This is a genomic window from Ectobacillus funiculus, from assembly GCF_004138295.1.
GTDB lineage: Bacteria > Bacillota > Bacilli > Bacillales > Bacillaceae_G > Ectobacillus > Ectobacillus funiculus.
Genome location: NZ_SCFM01000004.1, coordinates 570,837 through 588,092, shown reverse-complemented (window position 1 = coordinate 588,092; position 17,256 = coordinate 570,837). Strand labels below are relative to the sequence as shown.

The window sequence follows — 17,256 nt, the reverse complement described above, 5'->3', positions numbered from 1 at the left end:
CTCGCCTGTTGCTTACTATATTTCTAGTATGTGGCTGCCATCAAAAAAGTATAAATATTTTTCCTTTACACGTTTTCCATAGCTTTTCTCGAGTGCCTGACTGTACATTTCAAGCTGCAAACGATAGCGATTTTCCAAAACAGGCCGTGCCTGCTCAAATCCGCCAGGGAAACGCTCCGAAATACTATCTGTTTTAAAGTCAATTAAAATAATACCGTCTGGCTCCTCAATGAGACAGTCGATAATCCCTTGTACGAGGACAAGCTCCTCGTCCTCTCCATGCCAATCCTGATAGGCGGATGATGCCGGAATCATCATCATAAACGGTACCTCGCGTTCTGCCAGCTCTGCCTGCATTGTCCGCTTTCCTAGCTGCGTTTGGAAAAACGCCACAATCTCTTCGACTACAATGCTTTCCGCCTGCTCGTACGTTAATAATTCCTTATTCACCATGTCAGCAAGCTGCTCCTGAATGCTTAATTCAGTAACCGGCTTTGTCCAATCTACATGTTGCATCACCGCATGAACAGCAGTTCCACGTTCCGCCGGTGTAAGACCTTTTCGCTCCATAAAACGCGGGCGCTTCTCAATCTGAGAACGGAAACCAGACAGAAAAGCTGTATCGCTTTCTTCATCCGCTTGATAATTACGCTTAATCTCAGAAACAGACTGCTTGGCGCGGTGGGTTGTAGCCGCTTCAAAGCTATACTGCCATGTGAGAATTTGCGTCACCTCATCCTTTTTCTCCGTCTCCACAGGCGCTGTTCGTTGCTCATATAAAGCTTGCACCAGCTCCTGCTTTTCCTCCTGCAGCTGCTGCTCTTCTCGGAGATCCGCCGCTTCAATCTGCCTCATCGCCCAACTCGCAGGATATTCATAGATTTCTGCTGGTATAGACGCACCGAGTGCCTCCTCCATAGATATGCTGCCTTTATGCCTCATTAACGCAGGACCAAGCCAATCTATATAAGAAGCGGCCTGCGCTCTCATATGGTCAGGTAATAACCAAGCATCGTAATCTCGCGCCTCTGTCCATTTTGAAAGTGCGGCACTTGCATCCTTCACTGTTCCGATTAAAATAAGCTTTTCCTTCGCACGCGTCAAGGCAACATAGAGAACACGCATTTCCTCTGCGATGAGCTCCATTTTCATCTTTCGTTTTATCGCAATTTGCGAAATTGTTGCGTACTTAATGCGCTTTTGTGGATCAATAAACGGAGAACCAAATCCTAAATCCTTATGAAGTAAAAACTTTTTATTTAAGTCCTGCATATTAAAGCGTCGGCCTAAGCCGGCAACAAAAACAACCGGGAACTCAAGACCTTTGCTTTTGTGAATTGTCATAATACGTACAACATCCTCCTGCTCACCAAGCGCCCGCGCCGTTCCCATGTCATCGCCGCGCTCTAGGATACGCTCAATAAATCGGAGAAAGCGGAATAATCCGCGAAATGATGTAGCTTCATATTGCCGTGCCCTGTCATACAGGACGCGTAAATTAGCCTGACGCTGCTTGCCGCCTGGCAGACCGCTCACAAAATCATAATATCCCGTTTCACGATATACCTTCCAAATCAGATCCGAAAGCGGCTGCTGCGTAGCAAAACTGCGCCAACGCTGTACATTGTCAAAGAAGGAGGACAGCTTTTTACGAAGTGCTGCACTCCCATCCCGCTCGGCCTGCAAGAAGCTGCGCATCGCTTGATAGAAAGAACCCTTCTTTGCATGAATACGCAAAACAGCTAATTCCTCGTCTGTTGCCCCGACAAGCGGGGAGCGAAGAACAGCTGCGAGCGGGATATCCTGCGCTGGATTGTCAATAACACGAAGTACATTCAGCATAACACTTACTTCTGTTGCCTCGAAATATCCACTGGAAAGTTCTGCGTACACCGGAATACCCGAACGTTTAAATTCCTCCGTCATTTGCGGGGCAGTTGTCATCGAGCGAAGCAAAATGACAAAATCACGGTACGAAACAGGACGCATCGCATTATGTTTTCGGTCGTACACCTCATAACCGGAGCTGACCATCTCTTTTATTCTTGCTGCAATCAAGCGTGCCTCCATTTGTGCCGCTTCCAAATCCATTGCTTCTTCGGCGTCTGCCTCTTCCCCGCCTGCCGTTTCCTTCGTATTTTGATTTACAATCAGAAATTCAGCTGCAGTATCTGCTCCCTCTGGATAAGCTGCGCCAAGCTTTAATTCAGCATCTTTGTCATAGTCAAGATCACCAACTGCTTCACCCATAATTTGCTTAAACACAAAGTTTGTTCCATCAAGCACTTCAGAACGGCTCCGGAAGTTTTTAGCCAAATCAATACGCATGCCGCCATGCATACCATCTGGCGTAAAGCGCCTGTATTTCCCAAGAAACAAACCTGGCTCCGCAAGACGAAAGCGGTATACCGATTGCTTCACGTCTCCAACCATAAACAAATTGCCCGCCGCTTCTGTTTCCTTCGTTACCAGCCGCAAAATCGACTCTTGTACAAAGTTAACGTCCTGATACTCATCGATAAGCACCTCTGCAAACTTATCACGATATTGCAGCGCCACAGCGGATGGTCTCAGCTCTTCTGCAGCTGTATCCTCCGCTAAAACCGCAAGACAGAGATGCTCTAAATCTGTAAAATCAACCATGCTTTTCTCACGCTTTACTGCTTGAAAACGAACAGAAAACTCCTTCACAAGGTGAATGAGCGTCTGCAGCACATAATGCATACGAGATAAATCCTTTACATAATTCTCTGGTAAACGGCTAAACAGCTCCTCCTGCAGCTTACCGATATCATCCTTCACCTTTTTACGCAGCTTATCTGCTTTCTCAATTAAATCAGCATTGTAGTCAGCTTTTTTAATACGCTTAAATGTTTTCCATTCAATCTCCTGCATCGCGCCATACAGCGTTTGCCAGGAGGTATGAGCCGCTGCTAACAGCCTTTCCAACAGGCTGAGGTCGCTCTCAAATGCCTCGATTTTCGGCGCAGGACCATCGGGCAGCTGAGAAAGTCGAATGGCTTTTTGCGTATATTGCTTTGCTCCTTCGAGCCGAAGGATAACATCCTGAAGCAAATACTGCGTATATGGTAAATCATCAATACTTTTTCCTTCCACATCATAAAATGCAACAAGCTTGTCCAGCCACTTCTCCGGATTAGGGTGTGCCCCCGCTTCAGTATAAAGCTTTAAAATCATATCCTGTAAATCGCTGTCACTTCTATCCCCTGTATAACGGTCCACTAAATCAAAAAACGCTTCATTTCCATCTAGACCGTATTCCTCCTCGAGGATATCGTTCATCACTTCTTCTTTTAGCAATTCAATTTCCGTTTCATTGGCAATCCGAAAGCTTGGATCAATATCAAGCATATAGTAATATGTTCGAATTACCTGTAAACAAAAGGAGTGAATCGTAGAGATGGATGCACGGCTAAGCAGGCTGAGCTGCCTGCGTAAATGCTGTGATGAAGGGTCATTCGTCAGCTCTTTGTCCAATGCCTCGCCAATTCGGTTTTTCATTTCCTGTGCTGAGGCATTCGTGAATGTCACAACAAGCAACCGGTCCACATCAATCGGGTTATCAGGAGAAATAATTTTTCGGATGATGCGTTCTACAAGAACAGCCGTTTTTCCTGAGCCAGCCGCTGCTGCAACTAGAATATCACGGCCGCTCGCCGCAATTGCCTTCCACTGATCATCCGTCCATTGGCTATTAGGCGGCTTTGCTAGAATAGAATCTATCATTCTGGTTCAACCTCCTCCCTCATTTTCTGTAGGGCTTCGTTCCCTTTCATCGGTCTTAATATCCGATATTGATTATCTCCGAGCGATTCATCAAATTGACAAACCGCTTTAAATTGACAAAATGTACATGCTATTTTTTTATCCATTTTATAAGGAGCTATATCAATCTCTCCTTCTGCGATACGTGTTCCGGTACTCTCAAATGTGCGGCGAACATAAGACCTGAGCACTTGAAAATCCTCTTCGCTCGCTACCGACGAATTGGACGTAAATCCGCCACCCTTTTTGAAGCCTGCAGATATAATATGGGACGAGCTGGTTTCTTCTAAATTTTTATCCATCAACGTAACAATATCGGTATCTCCAAGTAAAAGTCCCTTCATTTTAAACTTCTTCATCATTTCCTGCTCAATCTCTGCCTCTGACAAAGAACGCTTCAAATCGATAAGCGGGTTATGGATATGAAAATACAATACGCCCGCCGGTGAGACTTCTTCTCCCTTTCCAACCCACTTGCTGGCATTTTCAACAACAACATCCAAATAGGTAAGCATTTGCAGCGCCAGCCCGTAATATACCTCTGTTACATCAAGAGCTTTCGCGCTCGACTTATAATCAATAATCCGTAAAAATGTGCCCTTTTCATGCTTAGCTTTATCCACACGATCAATCCGTCCGACAACCTTCATTTTTGTACCGCCAGGCAGCTCGAATTGAAGCGGCGGCAAAGCTTCCTCTCCAATGCCAAACGGAATTTCAAGCCCAACCGGCACAAACCCGCTCGCCTTTGCATGCTCACTTAAGATAAGAGAGGTGCGAAATAAAATATGCTGCAGCTTCCGCTTGAGATAATGATGGCGGTTGGAGCTTAATAAGATTTCCTTTTGCAAAAGCGGCGCAAGCTCTTCTATCGCATCTGCCGCCAAATACTCGCACCCGCGTCTATCTAAATCCTGCCAAGTCTTGTTCTCTTTTTCCAGCTTATCAGCAATATGCTTTAAAGCTGCATGGAATAATTGCCCGATATCCGGAGCATCGAGCTTAAAAATGTCGCGCTCCCTTAGTAACAAGCCGTGCTGGATGAAATGCGCATAGGAGCAGCGCTGAAACAGCTCAATACGCGAAACACTTCCTTGCACTGTTTCCCCATACAATTCTTGGCTTACACGCTCTGTTAACTTGCGGGCCTTATTTTCATAAAACAGGCTGCTGAGCACCAGCTTGCTTCTCCCGCTCCAAGCTGGTGATGTAATATAAAAATTGTACACATCCCACCAAAATGACAAATTGCTTTCATAGCCGTACCGTTTCCAATGCTGCAGCTGCTGCGTTAAGTATGACAATGTAACTGACGGCGTTGCAACAAATGAAAGCTGCTTCTCTAGCGTTATATCATTCACATCATTCGTTACAAACACTTCCTGCGCACGCGGAAACATTGCTTTGAGTCTTTTAAACAACGAGGACGGCAGCAGCGTTTTCCCTTCTTCATCAGCTAACGGACAGCATACATATAACCGCTCCGATGATCTCGTCAGCGTATGGTACAATACAAACTGCTCTTCTAACAGCTTTTGACGGCTCGTTGCCGCAAGCTCGATACCTGCTGTAAACAGCATCTCCCGCTCTTCGTCTGATATAACACCCTCATCGCTTGGTGCTGATGGAATCACACCCTCATTCGCTCCGATGACGAATACAGCGCGCACATTGGCCAGACGGGAGCGATCGATATTTGCGACGAGCACCTGATCAAGCGATGGCGGGATATTTGCAAACTGAAGCGCCTCTAACCCTGCTGTAATGACCTTGATGAACATATCACGGGACAGCTTTTCTTCCCCAAGCATTTCCACACATTTATCAAGCAAATCGATAACCTCTTGCCACACTTGGTCATGGTCATTCGCAAACAGAAGATTTCCTTCCTCTTCCTCCTTCAGCCGAAGTGCATCCAACTTTTTCGGAATTTTTAGCTCATCTAAAAATAAATACAGCGCTTCGCACATTTGCATCGTTGTTTTTGCACGTTTGAAGCGGTTTTGCAGCTGAAGAAGAGGTTTTGCGATTAACGTCCGCATTTCGTTCAGCTTTTCTTCAATCTCCCGTTCACTATCTGTTTGCCTCTCTGTATAATGTTCCAAAGACCGATAGCGGCGGTATGTCCATCGCTCTGAAGATGTCCACTTCTTCCCTTGTATACCATAGGAGAGACAATAATTTTCAAACTCATCCATGTCCTCGCGCAGCTTGTTCTTTTCCTCTCCCAGCGGGTACAACAGCTCAGTTTTCACGCAGCGGAATATTGCATCGTATCGCCAATTTCCAGTTATCACCTCAAGCGCAGAACGAATCAGCTCAATAAGGGGATGATGCAGCATCGATCGTTTCTCATCAACAAAATAAGGAATATTGTAATCTGGGAAAATCGTTTTTAGTACGTCATAATAGCTATGGCCATTTCGTACCATAATAGCTATGTCCCGATAGCGATAGCCATTTTCACGAACGAGACGGCGAATTTCCCGTGCGACGGCCTCTGCCTCCGCACGACGGTTGGCGGCAGAATATAATGCAACATCTGGCTCTTGTCCGAAATACTTGTAAGGCCGCGTATCAAAATACTTCTCTAGGTGAGCTAAAGACTCACTTTTCACAAAGCGCTTTTGCTCCTGCAGCAGCACATGCTCCTGCATTGCAATGCCAGATTCCTTTGCCATACGTGCAAGCTTCTCATAGGAACCGCTCGATGGATAAAACAAATCTAATTCCTGCATATCTCCGTTTGGCGCATGCTCCATCGTTAACGCGACCGTCACCTCAGCACCTGCAAGCAATAAATGCTTTAACACATTTATCTCCTGTGGCGTGAACGTATGAAACCCATCTACATATACAATCGCATCCTTCACATAGCGAGAATATGGAATTTTTTCTGCAAGAAGCTGCAAATAATCCTCACTATCTAAATAACGGCCAATAAGCGACCGCTCAAAATCTTCATATAGCAACTGTAAATCATGCAGTTTATTGGCCAGCAATATTTCTTGTGCTTTTTGGCTTTTTTGGTCTGCCTCCTGCCAAATGGCGTACAGATGAGACGGATTGACATTATGGCGCTTCAATTCGCTAATCATCCGGCTTACCTGCTCTAGAAAACCAGTTTGCTCACTTGCTTTTTGAAACACTGTTAACTCTTGTTTTCTCGCCTCAACAATTTTACGAAGTAACATCTGTACACCAGCTCCGTCAATATGCAGACGGCTTGCTCCTCCCGCCTCCTGCAGCACCTTCCATGCCAAACGAGAAAAGCTGAACACCTGGGCGCGAACAGAACCACTTATACCGTGATGAAGCGCCACTTGCGCCTGAAATGTCATCTGCTCTGGCACAAGATACAAAATTGTACGGCCGCGTGCTGATATGCGCAGCTCTTGACGGATTTCCTCTAGGCACAGCTCACTTTTGCCGCTGCCTGCCCGTCCGAGAATAAAACGAAGTGACATCATACCTCCACCCTTCACGAAAAAAGAAGGTAACTCAATGTTGAATTACCCCCTTTAAAATGCAGTGCTGACCTCATTAATCGGCCAATACCGTAAGTCAACCTTCCCAACAATTTTCTCTATTTTTACAAAGCCAAAATAACGGCTATCCCAGCTTCTTAAACGATTATCTCCAAGCAAAAACACGCTGTCCTTTGGAACCTTCATTTTTCCTGTTACTTCCTCTAAGGTGAAATCATCGGTCAGATGCCCGCCAATCATTTCTGCTTTAAAGCGATCCAAATAGGGCTCTTTCATAAGCTTACCATTTATATATAGTCTATCACGTATATACTCAATTGTGTCACCTGGAAGCCCGATAATCCGCTTAACATAATCTTCCTTCTCATTCGCATGAAACACAACAACGTCAAACCGATGCAAGCTTCCTACATCATACCCAAGCTTATTAATGACAATCATGTTTCCATCCTGAAGCGTCGGCATCATTGACTTTCCCTCGACTACATAGGTCGAAAAGAAAAAAATCCGGACACATACAGCCAAAATAATGCCACATCCAATTATTTGCATCCACTGCACACCTTCTTGCTTCCACGCTCGCTTCATGACGCTCCCCCATTTCTTCCATGTATTAGGGCTGTCTATCAACATGAAGATTATTTCTTTGCGAGTTCTAGCCTCACTTCAACCTTTTTCCCAACATACCAAAGCAGGAAAATAACCAAAACTGCAATTGCCGTTTTCAAAGGCTTTTGCACAAATGAAAGCAAATCATGACCAACATAACTAATAATAAAAATCATAACAACCTTTCCAAGCAAAAGCGCAAGCGCAAACTGCCTTTGGCTAATTCTCGATAGGCCTGCAACTACATTGATTAAGGCAGACGGCGAAAACGGGAGACAAAACAAGATAAAAATAGGACCAAAACCTCTTCTCTCGATCCAAAGCATCGACTGCCGCACCTTTGGATGATCATTTAAAAATGTAAAAAAACGATGGCGGCCAAATTTTCGGACAAGCGCAAAGAGAAGCAATGACCCAATACAAGAGCCCAGCCATGAATAGAAGAATCCAACCCAAAGCCCATATGCTGCCGCGTTTGCTAACACAAACGCAACAAGCGGCAGCACCGGTATAAATGCCTCGACTATCGGAAGAAGAATACCTGCAAGCGGCCCAAAATCCCGATAGCTTTCAAGCAGCCGCTCCATATGCTCCAATGTGAAAAATTCCCTGATTGTATGTATATCCATGTAAATACTGCTGCTCCTTCATCTCATACTTTCTTGTATTGTACCACTATTTTCCGATTTCACTAAACGCGCTGTTTGCTTTCTTGTTTCTATTTCCATATATTCTGCGCAATTCCTTTTCATTTGCGAAAGAAATAGGTAAGTTATAAAGAAAAGCGGACAAGACCCACCTTTTATGGCAGCGTAGGGGTGGCCCGGAGTAAAAGGCACTTTTTGCCTGTTGCGGAGGTTCAGCCCTACGCTGCCATTTTGGGCCTTGGGAGCTAGACATCACCTCGAAAAGTTATATTTTCTTGTAAAGAAAACTCGCCGATTGGCGAGCCCTGCCCCCCTGCGAAAACAGAGGCGTAGCCCTACTTATACTGGATTCCTAAAATTTCTGCCTACGTCGAATTGGCTTCCGGCTGAGAATTTATGCTGTCTTAAAGCGTGAAAAAGAACACGAAAAAACCATCCGCTCTCTTACAAGTAAGATAAACAGATGGCTCATCTTTTTCTAACATCCACATCACTATTCATGTCCCACCTCAATTGATGCAATCCAAATCCATTACCATCATTTGAATTTGCTGTAATGTTAAGCTTTGAATAAAGTCAATAAAGTCAATTCCAGTAATCCCAAATCGCTGACATTTCTCTGAGTATTTTCGATAAGCCTCTGTATACATTTCCATTTGTACATTCTCCTCTCATCCTGTACGGTAATGTTTGTTAATTGTTTCATTTTCTAATACTTATTACATTCATTGTACTATAACAGATTATAAAAATCAACCTCTGTTTTATAATAAATCTACCCGATTTCTATTTCATTTAATCAAATCTGCATGCAAATAGGCTGTCCACAAGTCAGTTAACACCGACTTGTGAAACAGCCCTACAAAATTAGGTTTCCCATTTTGCTTTGTACGGATACATCGGCTCAGAAGCAAGCTGCGGCAGGTCCTGTTTGTTTACTGTTCGTGATACTTGCAGAAGCTTGCGCTTTTGGCGATCTTCTGACTCAGAGCGAAGGTGTGCGGTTCGGTATAGCAATGTGTCAAAGCTTGTTTTTGAAATTCCCACTTCAAAGCTTTGGCCGTTCATGAATGTAATGAGAACATTGTTATGAGGAGTTGCTTTCGTGTTAGTAACGTGGAAATGAGAAATCCAAGAGCATTCTCTGCGGGTGTAGGACAAAGTAGAAAGAAAATACAGGCTTTCTGTGGAGCTGATTGCAATAGGTGCTTTATGGGTGATTCCAATTAATTCACGAGTGCCCTCTTTGCGGCCTTCAAAGCTAGAACCGTGGAAACGACAGCTTTGATCAACAACCTCATAAGGCCTTGGAAGCGCAATGAGGGTATCCTCTTCCTCTAAAATACCGGATAAAATTCGATTATCTACCGTTAACACAGGTACAATCGCCATTGTTTTTCGATTTATAATATAATCATATACAAATCGCGATGGTTTAAATTTCATATGATTTCTCCACCTTTCTATAGTAAAGATTAGGAAAAATATCCCTTTACGGAGAATTATACCACCTTTTTATAAAAAGTGGAGATTTTTTTCTTTATTTATTAAAAATAAACTTCATTTGTCGTCATCTTTATGTATAAGCGATTAACATTTACATCGATTAGTACGTCGTCGCTGGCACATACCCTACTACTTACATACCTTTCATTCTAACGACAAAAACCCCCCTGTACGAATACAAGGGGGTAAAGGTTAGTACCTCAACACTTATCACCGTGGTGGAAAGTACAAGCGCCTATAATGATGAGCAAGATAAATAGTACAACGATGAGCGCAAAGCCATGACCGTAGCCTCCGCAGCCATAACCGCCATATCCATATCCATAATCAAAACATGGTGTGTGGTAATAACCACCATAGACTGGAACTTGTTGAACAGGGGCTACAGGAGCCACGTTTGCAGGCATTGGCGCATTGTTGCTGTAAGGAATATTCGCATTTGACATCATTTTTTTTACTCTTCCCTTCGTTGATAAGGAGGGATACTGCTGTACGGATACCATATCATATGCCTATAGAGGAAATGTGAGCGCGTCTATTTTTTATCTGCATAAATAAAAATCTTCACAACAAACGGGTTCCCATTGCTTTTCGTTCCAGCCTTATAAGTGTTTGAACACTGATTACGCTTTATCATCAAAAACGGTTATTGGTGTGCATGCCCAGCTTTCTGTTCCCCTCTAGCCTGCTGATATTCAATAGATGATTGCAATCGTTCCTTACTCATCATCATCGCTACAATCAATGCTAGTGCCGTAGGAATGAGTGCCCACATAAATGTAGTTGTGATGGAGGAGGATAGGGCTGCCGTAATTTTATCTAAAATCGGTGCTGGTATCTGAGCGCGAGCCTCCGGCGCAAGCAGCACACGAGGGTCTTTAAACGCCGGATTTTCTGCCATTTGCCCGTTCCCCATACTTGCAAAAATATCATTTAGCTTCGCAGAGAAATCATTTCGTTGAATAATCCCGAAAACAGTAATTCCAAGTGACATTCCCAATGAGCGGATAAACGATACAGTAGCATTAACAGAGCCCCGCTGTGACGGTTCGAAATGGTGGATGGCCGCATTGCTTAGGACAGAGAAGGTGGCTCCAATTCCTAAACCTGCCAGAATCATGTAGATTGTCACTAGGAATCGTCCTGAATCTGGCTCTAATGTAGTTAATAAGAACATTCCTGCTGCAAAAATAATAGCAAAAAAGATCATGATGTTACGGTAACTCCATTTGCTCATTAAAAAGCCCCCGGTTGTAGCAGAAACAACCGAACCTAACATCATTGGGAGCAGGACGAGACCGGAATTTGTTGCAGTTCCCCCTAACACCCCTTGAATATAGATAGGGATATACACAGAAGCCGTAATGAAAGCCATACCGCTCAACAATCCTAAAAGATTGCTTGTAGCAAATAAGCGAACCTTAAACATTGGAAATGAGATAATCGGATCTGTTACTTTTCGTTCAATGAAAATGAAGGCAACAAACAACACGGTAAAAACAGCGAACAAGCCTAGAATGAAAGCTGAATCCCAATCATACTCATTGCCGCCCAATTCTAATGCAAACATCAAGCTGATTACGGCTCCAACTAGTGTGAAGGCACCCCACCAGTCAATTTTTTGTTTGGTGTGAACAGGTGATTCCTTATAGAAGAAAACGATAAATACTAAAGCCAATAAACCTAAAGGAATGTTCACATAAAACACCCAGCGCCAGTCCAGATAGTCTGTGATATAGGCACCTAATAGCGGACCAAAGATACTGGATAAACCAAATACAGCTCCAAATAATCCTCCTAGCTTTCCGCGTTGTTCAACTGGTACAGTATCAAACATAATTGTAAAGGCGATTGGGATAAGTGCTCCGCCGCCGATTCCCTGGATTGCACGATAGATACTAAGCTGGACAATGCTGTCCGCCATTCCGCACAAAATAGATCCTGACAAAAAGACAATTAATCCAAAAATAAAAAACCTTTTACGTCCGAACATATCCGACAGTTTGCCGAATATCGGCATCCCCGCCATTTCAGCAACCATATACGCAGAGGTAACCCATACGAACTTATCGAGCCCGCCAAGTTCACCTACAATTGTTCCCATTGCGGTAGCGACAATGGTATTATCCATAGACGCCATTAAAATTGCTAACAAGAGACCCGCCAGCACAGCTTTTAAATTGCTTTGTTTTATCCTCATATTTATGAATTCCTTTCTTAATTTAGAGAAAATCAGTAGCAATGCAAAAAATATAAACCTTTATTCATTTGGATATTTCGAACTTAAAGCCCCCCCTTGTAAGCAAAAAAGCATACTTGCCTTCACACTTTATGTATTGCGTACAAAAAAAGAACAAAAGAGTTCCTGATTGAGATTATGAGGTACAGTATGTTTATAGACTCGCTTGGGAAAACCGCACGTCTTCACTCTCCTCCTTTGGTTCATTCTGGTAATCTCATTCTACTAAAAGAACATATGTTTGTCCACTGATAATTCTCTACTCATAAAGCAAACTCGCCGATTGGTGAGCCCTGCTCTTAGGCGAAGCCAGAGGCATCGTTTCCCTTATACTGTATTCCTAAAGTTTCTCGCTACGTCGAATTGTCTTCCAGCTAGAAATTTCTTAAAGTGTAAAAAAGCTAGGTGACATTCATCATAGAAAAATGACCATCCTGATTCAGATGTGAAATAAATCAGGATGGTCATTTTTTGTCTGCTTATATCATTTTCTTAATTTGGCGGTCATGAGGCACTCTCTTCAAATGCACTTTTTACTTTCCTCTACTGCTTTAAAGAGGTAATTTCCTTTTTTAACTTTGCAAATTGCGCTTCATATCCATTTTGGGCTTCAAGCGCTTTTTTGTTTAGTTTCTCAATTTCTTTCTCATGCTTGTTTTTTACTTTAGCTGCATCTACTGTTTGTTTCTCGATGATACGGTTTAACTCTAAAACCGTATCATTCATTTCTTCTCTTTTCTTAACTTCTTTGGATAGCTCCTCTTGATGTTCAGTTAACAGCTTTTGTTGCAGCTCTAATATTTCACTTTGTTTTTCTAAATCTTTTTGTTCAGAAATTTGTATTATTTCATTTGTGTGGGTTTCAACAGCAAGGGATAACTGCTGTTCTAAATCTCCTATTTTTTGCAATTCTTGCTGTGCAGCATGTAATTGATTCTGCAAATCTGCTATCTTTTGTAGGGATTCCTGATTTTCTTTCGTTGCTGCCTCTACTTTAAGGTGCAGCTCCTCTTTATCAGCTGCTAGCTTTTCCTTATCAGAATGAAGTGTCTCAATTGTTGCATTTAATTTTTCGATAGAAGTTTTTTGCGTTTGTGTTAATTTTTCTAAACGTGCTTCAGCCTTTTTTAATTCAAGAATTTGCTTTACTTGGGATTTTGTAAGCTCTTCTTCAGAATTTAGCTTAGCTGACAGCTCCTCTATCTTTCCTTGTAATTCCTTTTTATTCTGTTCAAAACCAAATGGATTTTGTTCTAGCCTTTCTCTCGATGTTGTAATAACGGAAGTGAAAATATCATGCAGTCGAAAAGCCAATTTGTTTGCTCTTTGGATTTGAGTTCCAAAAGTTTCAACGCTTTCTAATGAAGTAGCAAAATAGCGGGCTGTTAATGTTTTCATCGCTTCATTAAAGTGAGCAACACTCTCTAATTCTACCATTCTATTACCCTTCGCTTTTTCTTCATCAGCTATGCGTGTCGATTTGTTATGTAGTTCCTCTTTCTTTTTCAGTCCCTTTTCTCCTGCTGCTTCAACTGGGAACACTTTTGTTTTATCAGTCATGATTTTTCCCCCTTGAAATTACCAATTCATATCTATCTTTATTGTATTCCTTTTTTGCTAAGAAAACAAACCCATCGTACAACAAATCACTTAAATTACCATATGCAATTTAAGATTCTAGCGCAGAAAATCTAGTAAACTTGGGCATATTGATATTATTAAGCTAGAAAATGAAAAGGCTTTAATAGGAATTGAGGCAGATTAAATATATTCTTCCAGATTCCCTCTCCTTTCACTCACAAAAAGGGTGCCCTCATTTCGGGACACCCCTCCTCACCAGTTTCTTATTTCGTAAACTGCTCTTCCTCTGTAGATCCCTTCAACGCTGTTGTTGAAGATGTTCCTCCAGTAATAACCTGAGCTACTTGATCAAAGTAGCCTGTTCCGACCTCGCGCTGGTGACGGGTTGCGCTGTAGCCATGCTCTTCAGCAGCAAATTCAGCCTGCTGTAGCTCGGAATATGCTGCCATGCCGCGCTCTTTGTAGCCGCGCGCCAGCTCAAACATACCGTAGTTTAGAGAATGGAAACCAGCTAATGTTACGAATTGGAACTTATATCCATATGTCGCAATTTCACGCTGGAAATTTGCAATTGTTTTGTCATCTAATTTCTTCTTCCAGTTGAAGGAAGGCGAACAGTTATATGCTAAGAGCTTACCTGGGAATTTCGCATGGATGGCATCTGCAAAGCGCTTTGCGTCCTCTAAATTCGGCTCAGACGTTTCGCACCAAATTAAATCTGCGTATGGTGCATAGGCAAGACCGCGGGCAATCGCTTGGTCGAGACCCGCACGCGTACGGAAGAAGCCTTCTGCTGTTCTTTCACCTGTAATGAACGGCTTGTCGTTGTCATCGATATCACTTGTGATCAGATCCGCAGCGTCAGCATCCGTGCGGGCAACAATAATTGTTGGAACCCCCATCACATCAGCTGCAAGGCGTGCAGAGATTAAGTTGCGTACCGCTGTTTGCGTCGGAAGCAGCACCTTTCCGCCTAAATGACCGCATTTTTTCTCCGAAGATAATTGGTCTTCAAAATGAACACCGGCAGCCCCCGCTTCGATCATGCCCTTCATCAGCTCAAAAACATTCAATTGACCGCCAAATCCAGCTTCTGCGTCAGCTACAATTGGAACAAAATAGTCAATTTCTCCATTTTCCTCCATATGCTGAATTTGGTCAGCACGCTGAAGCGTCTGGTTAATGCGTTTTACAACAGCTGGCACACTGTTTGCCGGATACAGGCTTTGATCTGGGTACATGTGACCGGCAAGATTGGCATCTGCCGCCACCTGCCAACCGCTCAAGTAAATAGCTTTCAAACCAGCCTTTACTTGCTGCATCGCCTGGTTTCCAGTTAATGCGCCAAGTGCATTGATGTAATCCTCTGTATGAAGACCCTTCCAGAGCTTTTCTGCACCGCGGCGGGCAAGCGTATATTCAATATCAATAGAACCGCGCAGACGAATTACATCCTCAGCAGTATACGGACGCGTAATTCCTTTCCAACGAGAGTCCATTTCCCAGCTTTCTTGTAATTGTTGAATTCTTGTATTTGTCATTATCATGTCATCCCCTTTACATAGTATAAAAGATACATTGCTTATAACTTACTTTCTTATAGAATGTCGTAGGCTGGCAGTGTTAAAAAGTCTACGAATTCATCATCCCGTACGAGTTTCGTGAATAACTCTGCCGCTTCTTCAAAGCGCCCGTTCGCAAAATTCTTGTCTCCGACCTCTTGCCGAATTCTCCGCATTTCCTCCTCTTGCAGCTGCTCAACAAGTCTGAACGTAATTTTTGTACCATCTTCAAGCTTGCCATCGTCATGACGCACCCATTGCCATACCTGGGCCCGAGAAATTTCCGCTGTTGCAGCATCTTCCATCAAGTTATAAATAGGTGCGGCTCCCCTCCCGCATAGCCATGATGCAATATATTGAATTCCAACATTAATATTGGTGCGCAATCCTTGTTCTGTGATCGTTCCAACAGGCACCTCGATGAGCTGTTCCTCTGTCACATGAACATCATCGCGCTTTACATGAATTTGATTTGGCGTTGCCATCGCCTGATTAAATACCTCGATTGCCACCGGCACAAGTCCCGGATGGGCAACCCATGTCCCGTCATGACCCTCCGTAGCCTCACGCTCTTTATCGGCACGCACCTTTTGGAATGCTTGCTCATTCGCCACCGGATCATTTTTGATCGGAATTTGTGCAGCCATGCCTCCCATTGCTGGTGCATTGCGGCGATGGCATGTTTGAATGACCTTAAGGCAATATGCCTTCATAAATGGAACCGTCATCGTTACCTGAGCACGGTCTGGAATTAAGAACTGCGGCAGCTTGCGAAAGGTTTTCAAAAAGCTGAAAATATAATCCCATCGACCGCAATTGAGACCCGCAGAATGATCGCGCAGCTCATACAAAATTTCATCCATTTCAAATGCAGCATGAATGGTCTCTATAAGTACAGTTGCTTTAATGGAACCGTTTGGAATGCCGATATACTCCTGCGAGTAGACAAACACATCATTCCAAAGTCTCGCTTCTAAATGACTCTGTAGCTTTGGAAGGTAAAAGTATGGACCGCTCCCTTTTTCCAGCAAGTTCTTCGCATTGTGAAAGAAATATAATCCAAAATCAAATAAGCTTCCGGAGATTTCTTCACCGTCTATGAGAATATGTTTCTCGTTTAAATGCCATCCTCTCGGTCTTACAAGAAGAACAGCAGTTGTTTCGTTAAGTTTGTATTGTTTTCCATTTGAGTGTCTAAGTGAGATTGTTCGATTGACAGCATCGCGTAAGTTGATTTGACCTTCGAGGTTGTTGTGCCATGTAGGAGAGTTAGCGTCTTCAAAATCCGCCATAAACATTTTTGCACCGGAGTTTAAAGCATTGATGACCATTTTACGATCAACCGGACCGGTAATTTCCACGCGGCGGTCTTGCAGGTCTGCCGGCAGCGGAGCAATTGTCCAATCACCGTTTCGTATATGCTCTGTTTCTTTCAAAAACCTAGGAAGCGCTCCAGCGTTGATTCGCTCCTGCTTTTCCTTGCGAAGCGCAAGCAATTCTTTTCTTCGCCCATTAAATTTCCGATGCAGAGACTTAATAAACGCCAGTGCTTCCGGTGTTAAAATTTCAGAGGTGGCAGCTGTTGCTTCTTCAGTAATTGTTACTCCAGCCGTTTGTGTTGGCATATGACCAACTCCTTTCTACATCTTCTGTATTATAACATGATTCCTTTACCTGTTTTATATTATATAACAGATTCACAAAAATGGAAGATGTTTTTTGAATTTTATGGTAAATTTTTATGTAAAATTTGAACACTAAGGAAAAATAAGCCTAAGATAAGGAAAACCCGTCGATTGGCGATCCCTGCCCTTGGGTAAAGACAGCGGCGTAGTTGC

Annotated in this window: 11 protein-coding genes; all 11 read right to left on the bottom strand. The window is 43.3% G+C overall.

Going from position 1 to position 17,256, the window contains the following annotated elements:
* Positions 1–15: 15 nt before the first annotated feature.
* Positions 16–3,747, bottom strand: coding sequence for a helicase-exonuclease AddAB subunit AddA (gene addA / locus EP737_RS04280; protein WP_129726642.1), 3,732 nt, complete (start codon positions 3,745–3,747; stop codon positions 16–18).
* A complete protein-coding gene (addB, locus tag EP737_RS04275) occupies positions 3,744–7,253 on the bottom strand; it encodes a helicase-exonuclease AddAB subunit AddB (RefSeq protein WP_129726714.1) in 3,510 nt (1,169 codons plus the stop codon). The genes addA and addB overlap by 4 nt, the downstream gene beginning before the upstream one ends.
* Before the next feature lie 54 nt (positions 7,254–7,307).
* Positions 7,308–7,862 carry a signal peptidase I gene (gene lepB / locus EP737_RS04270; RefSeq protein WP_129726641.1) on the bottom strand — a complete coding sequence of 185 codons (555 nt, stop codon included), beginning with the start codon at positions 7,860–7,862 and terminating at the stop codon, positions 7,308–7,310.
* A 50-nt stretch (positions 7,863–7,912) separates the two neighbouring features.
* Complete coding sequence (locus EP737_RS04265; protein WP_129726640.1) at positions 7,913–8,512, bottom strand: TVP38/TMEM64 family protein; 600 nt, start codon at positions 8,510–8,512, stop codon at positions 7,913–7,915.
* A gap of 527 nt (positions 8,513–9,039) precedes the next feature.
* A complete protein-coding gene (locus tag EP737_RS25435) occupies positions 9,040–9,186 on the bottom strand; it encodes a hypothetical protein (RefSeq protein WP_165350694.1) in 147 nt (48 codons plus the stop codon).
* Positions 9,187–9,397: 211 nt separating this feature from the next.
* The gene (locus EP737_RS04260) at positions 9,398–9,976 is read right to left on the bottom strand and encodes a competence protein ComK (RefSeq protein WP_129726639.1); all 579 of its coding nucleotides are present in this window, start codon (positions 9,974–9,976) and stop codon (positions 9,398–9,400) included.
* A gap of 260 nt (positions 9,977–10,236) precedes the next feature.
* Positions 10,237–10,485 carry a YjcZ family sporulation protein gene (locus EP737_RS26495; protein ID WP_129726638.1) on the bottom strand — a complete coding sequence of 83 codons (249 nt, stop codon included), beginning with the start codon at positions 10,483–10,485 and terminating at the stop codon, positions 10,237–10,239.
* 197 nt (positions 10,486–10,682) lie between these two features.
* Positions 10,683–12,236, bottom strand: coding sequence for an MDR family MFS transporter (locus EP737_RS04250; RefSeq protein ID WP_129726637.1), 1,554 nt, complete (start codon positions 12,234–12,236; stop codon positions 10,683–10,685).
* A gap of 582 nt (positions 12,237–12,818) precedes the next feature.
* Entirely contained in the window at positions 12,819–13,835 is a 1,017-nt protein-coding gene (locus EP737_RS04245) for a coiled-coil domain-containing protein (RefSeq protein WP_129726636.1), read from the bottom strand.
* 284 nt (positions 13,836–14,119) lie between these two features.
* Positions 14,120–15,397 (bottom strand): isocitrate lyase, encoded by a 1,278-nt coding sequence (aceA, locus tag EP737_RS04240; protein WP_129726635.1) that lies wholly within the window; start codon positions 15,395–15,397, stop codon positions 14,120–14,122.
* Positions 15,398–15,453: 56 nt separating this feature from the next.
* A complete protein-coding gene (gene aceB / locus EP737_RS04235) occupies positions 15,454–17,043 on the bottom strand; it encodes a malate synthase A (protein ID WP_129726634.1) in 1,590 nt (529 codons plus the stop codon).
* Between the last annotated feature and the right edge of the window lie 213 nt (positions 17,044–17,256).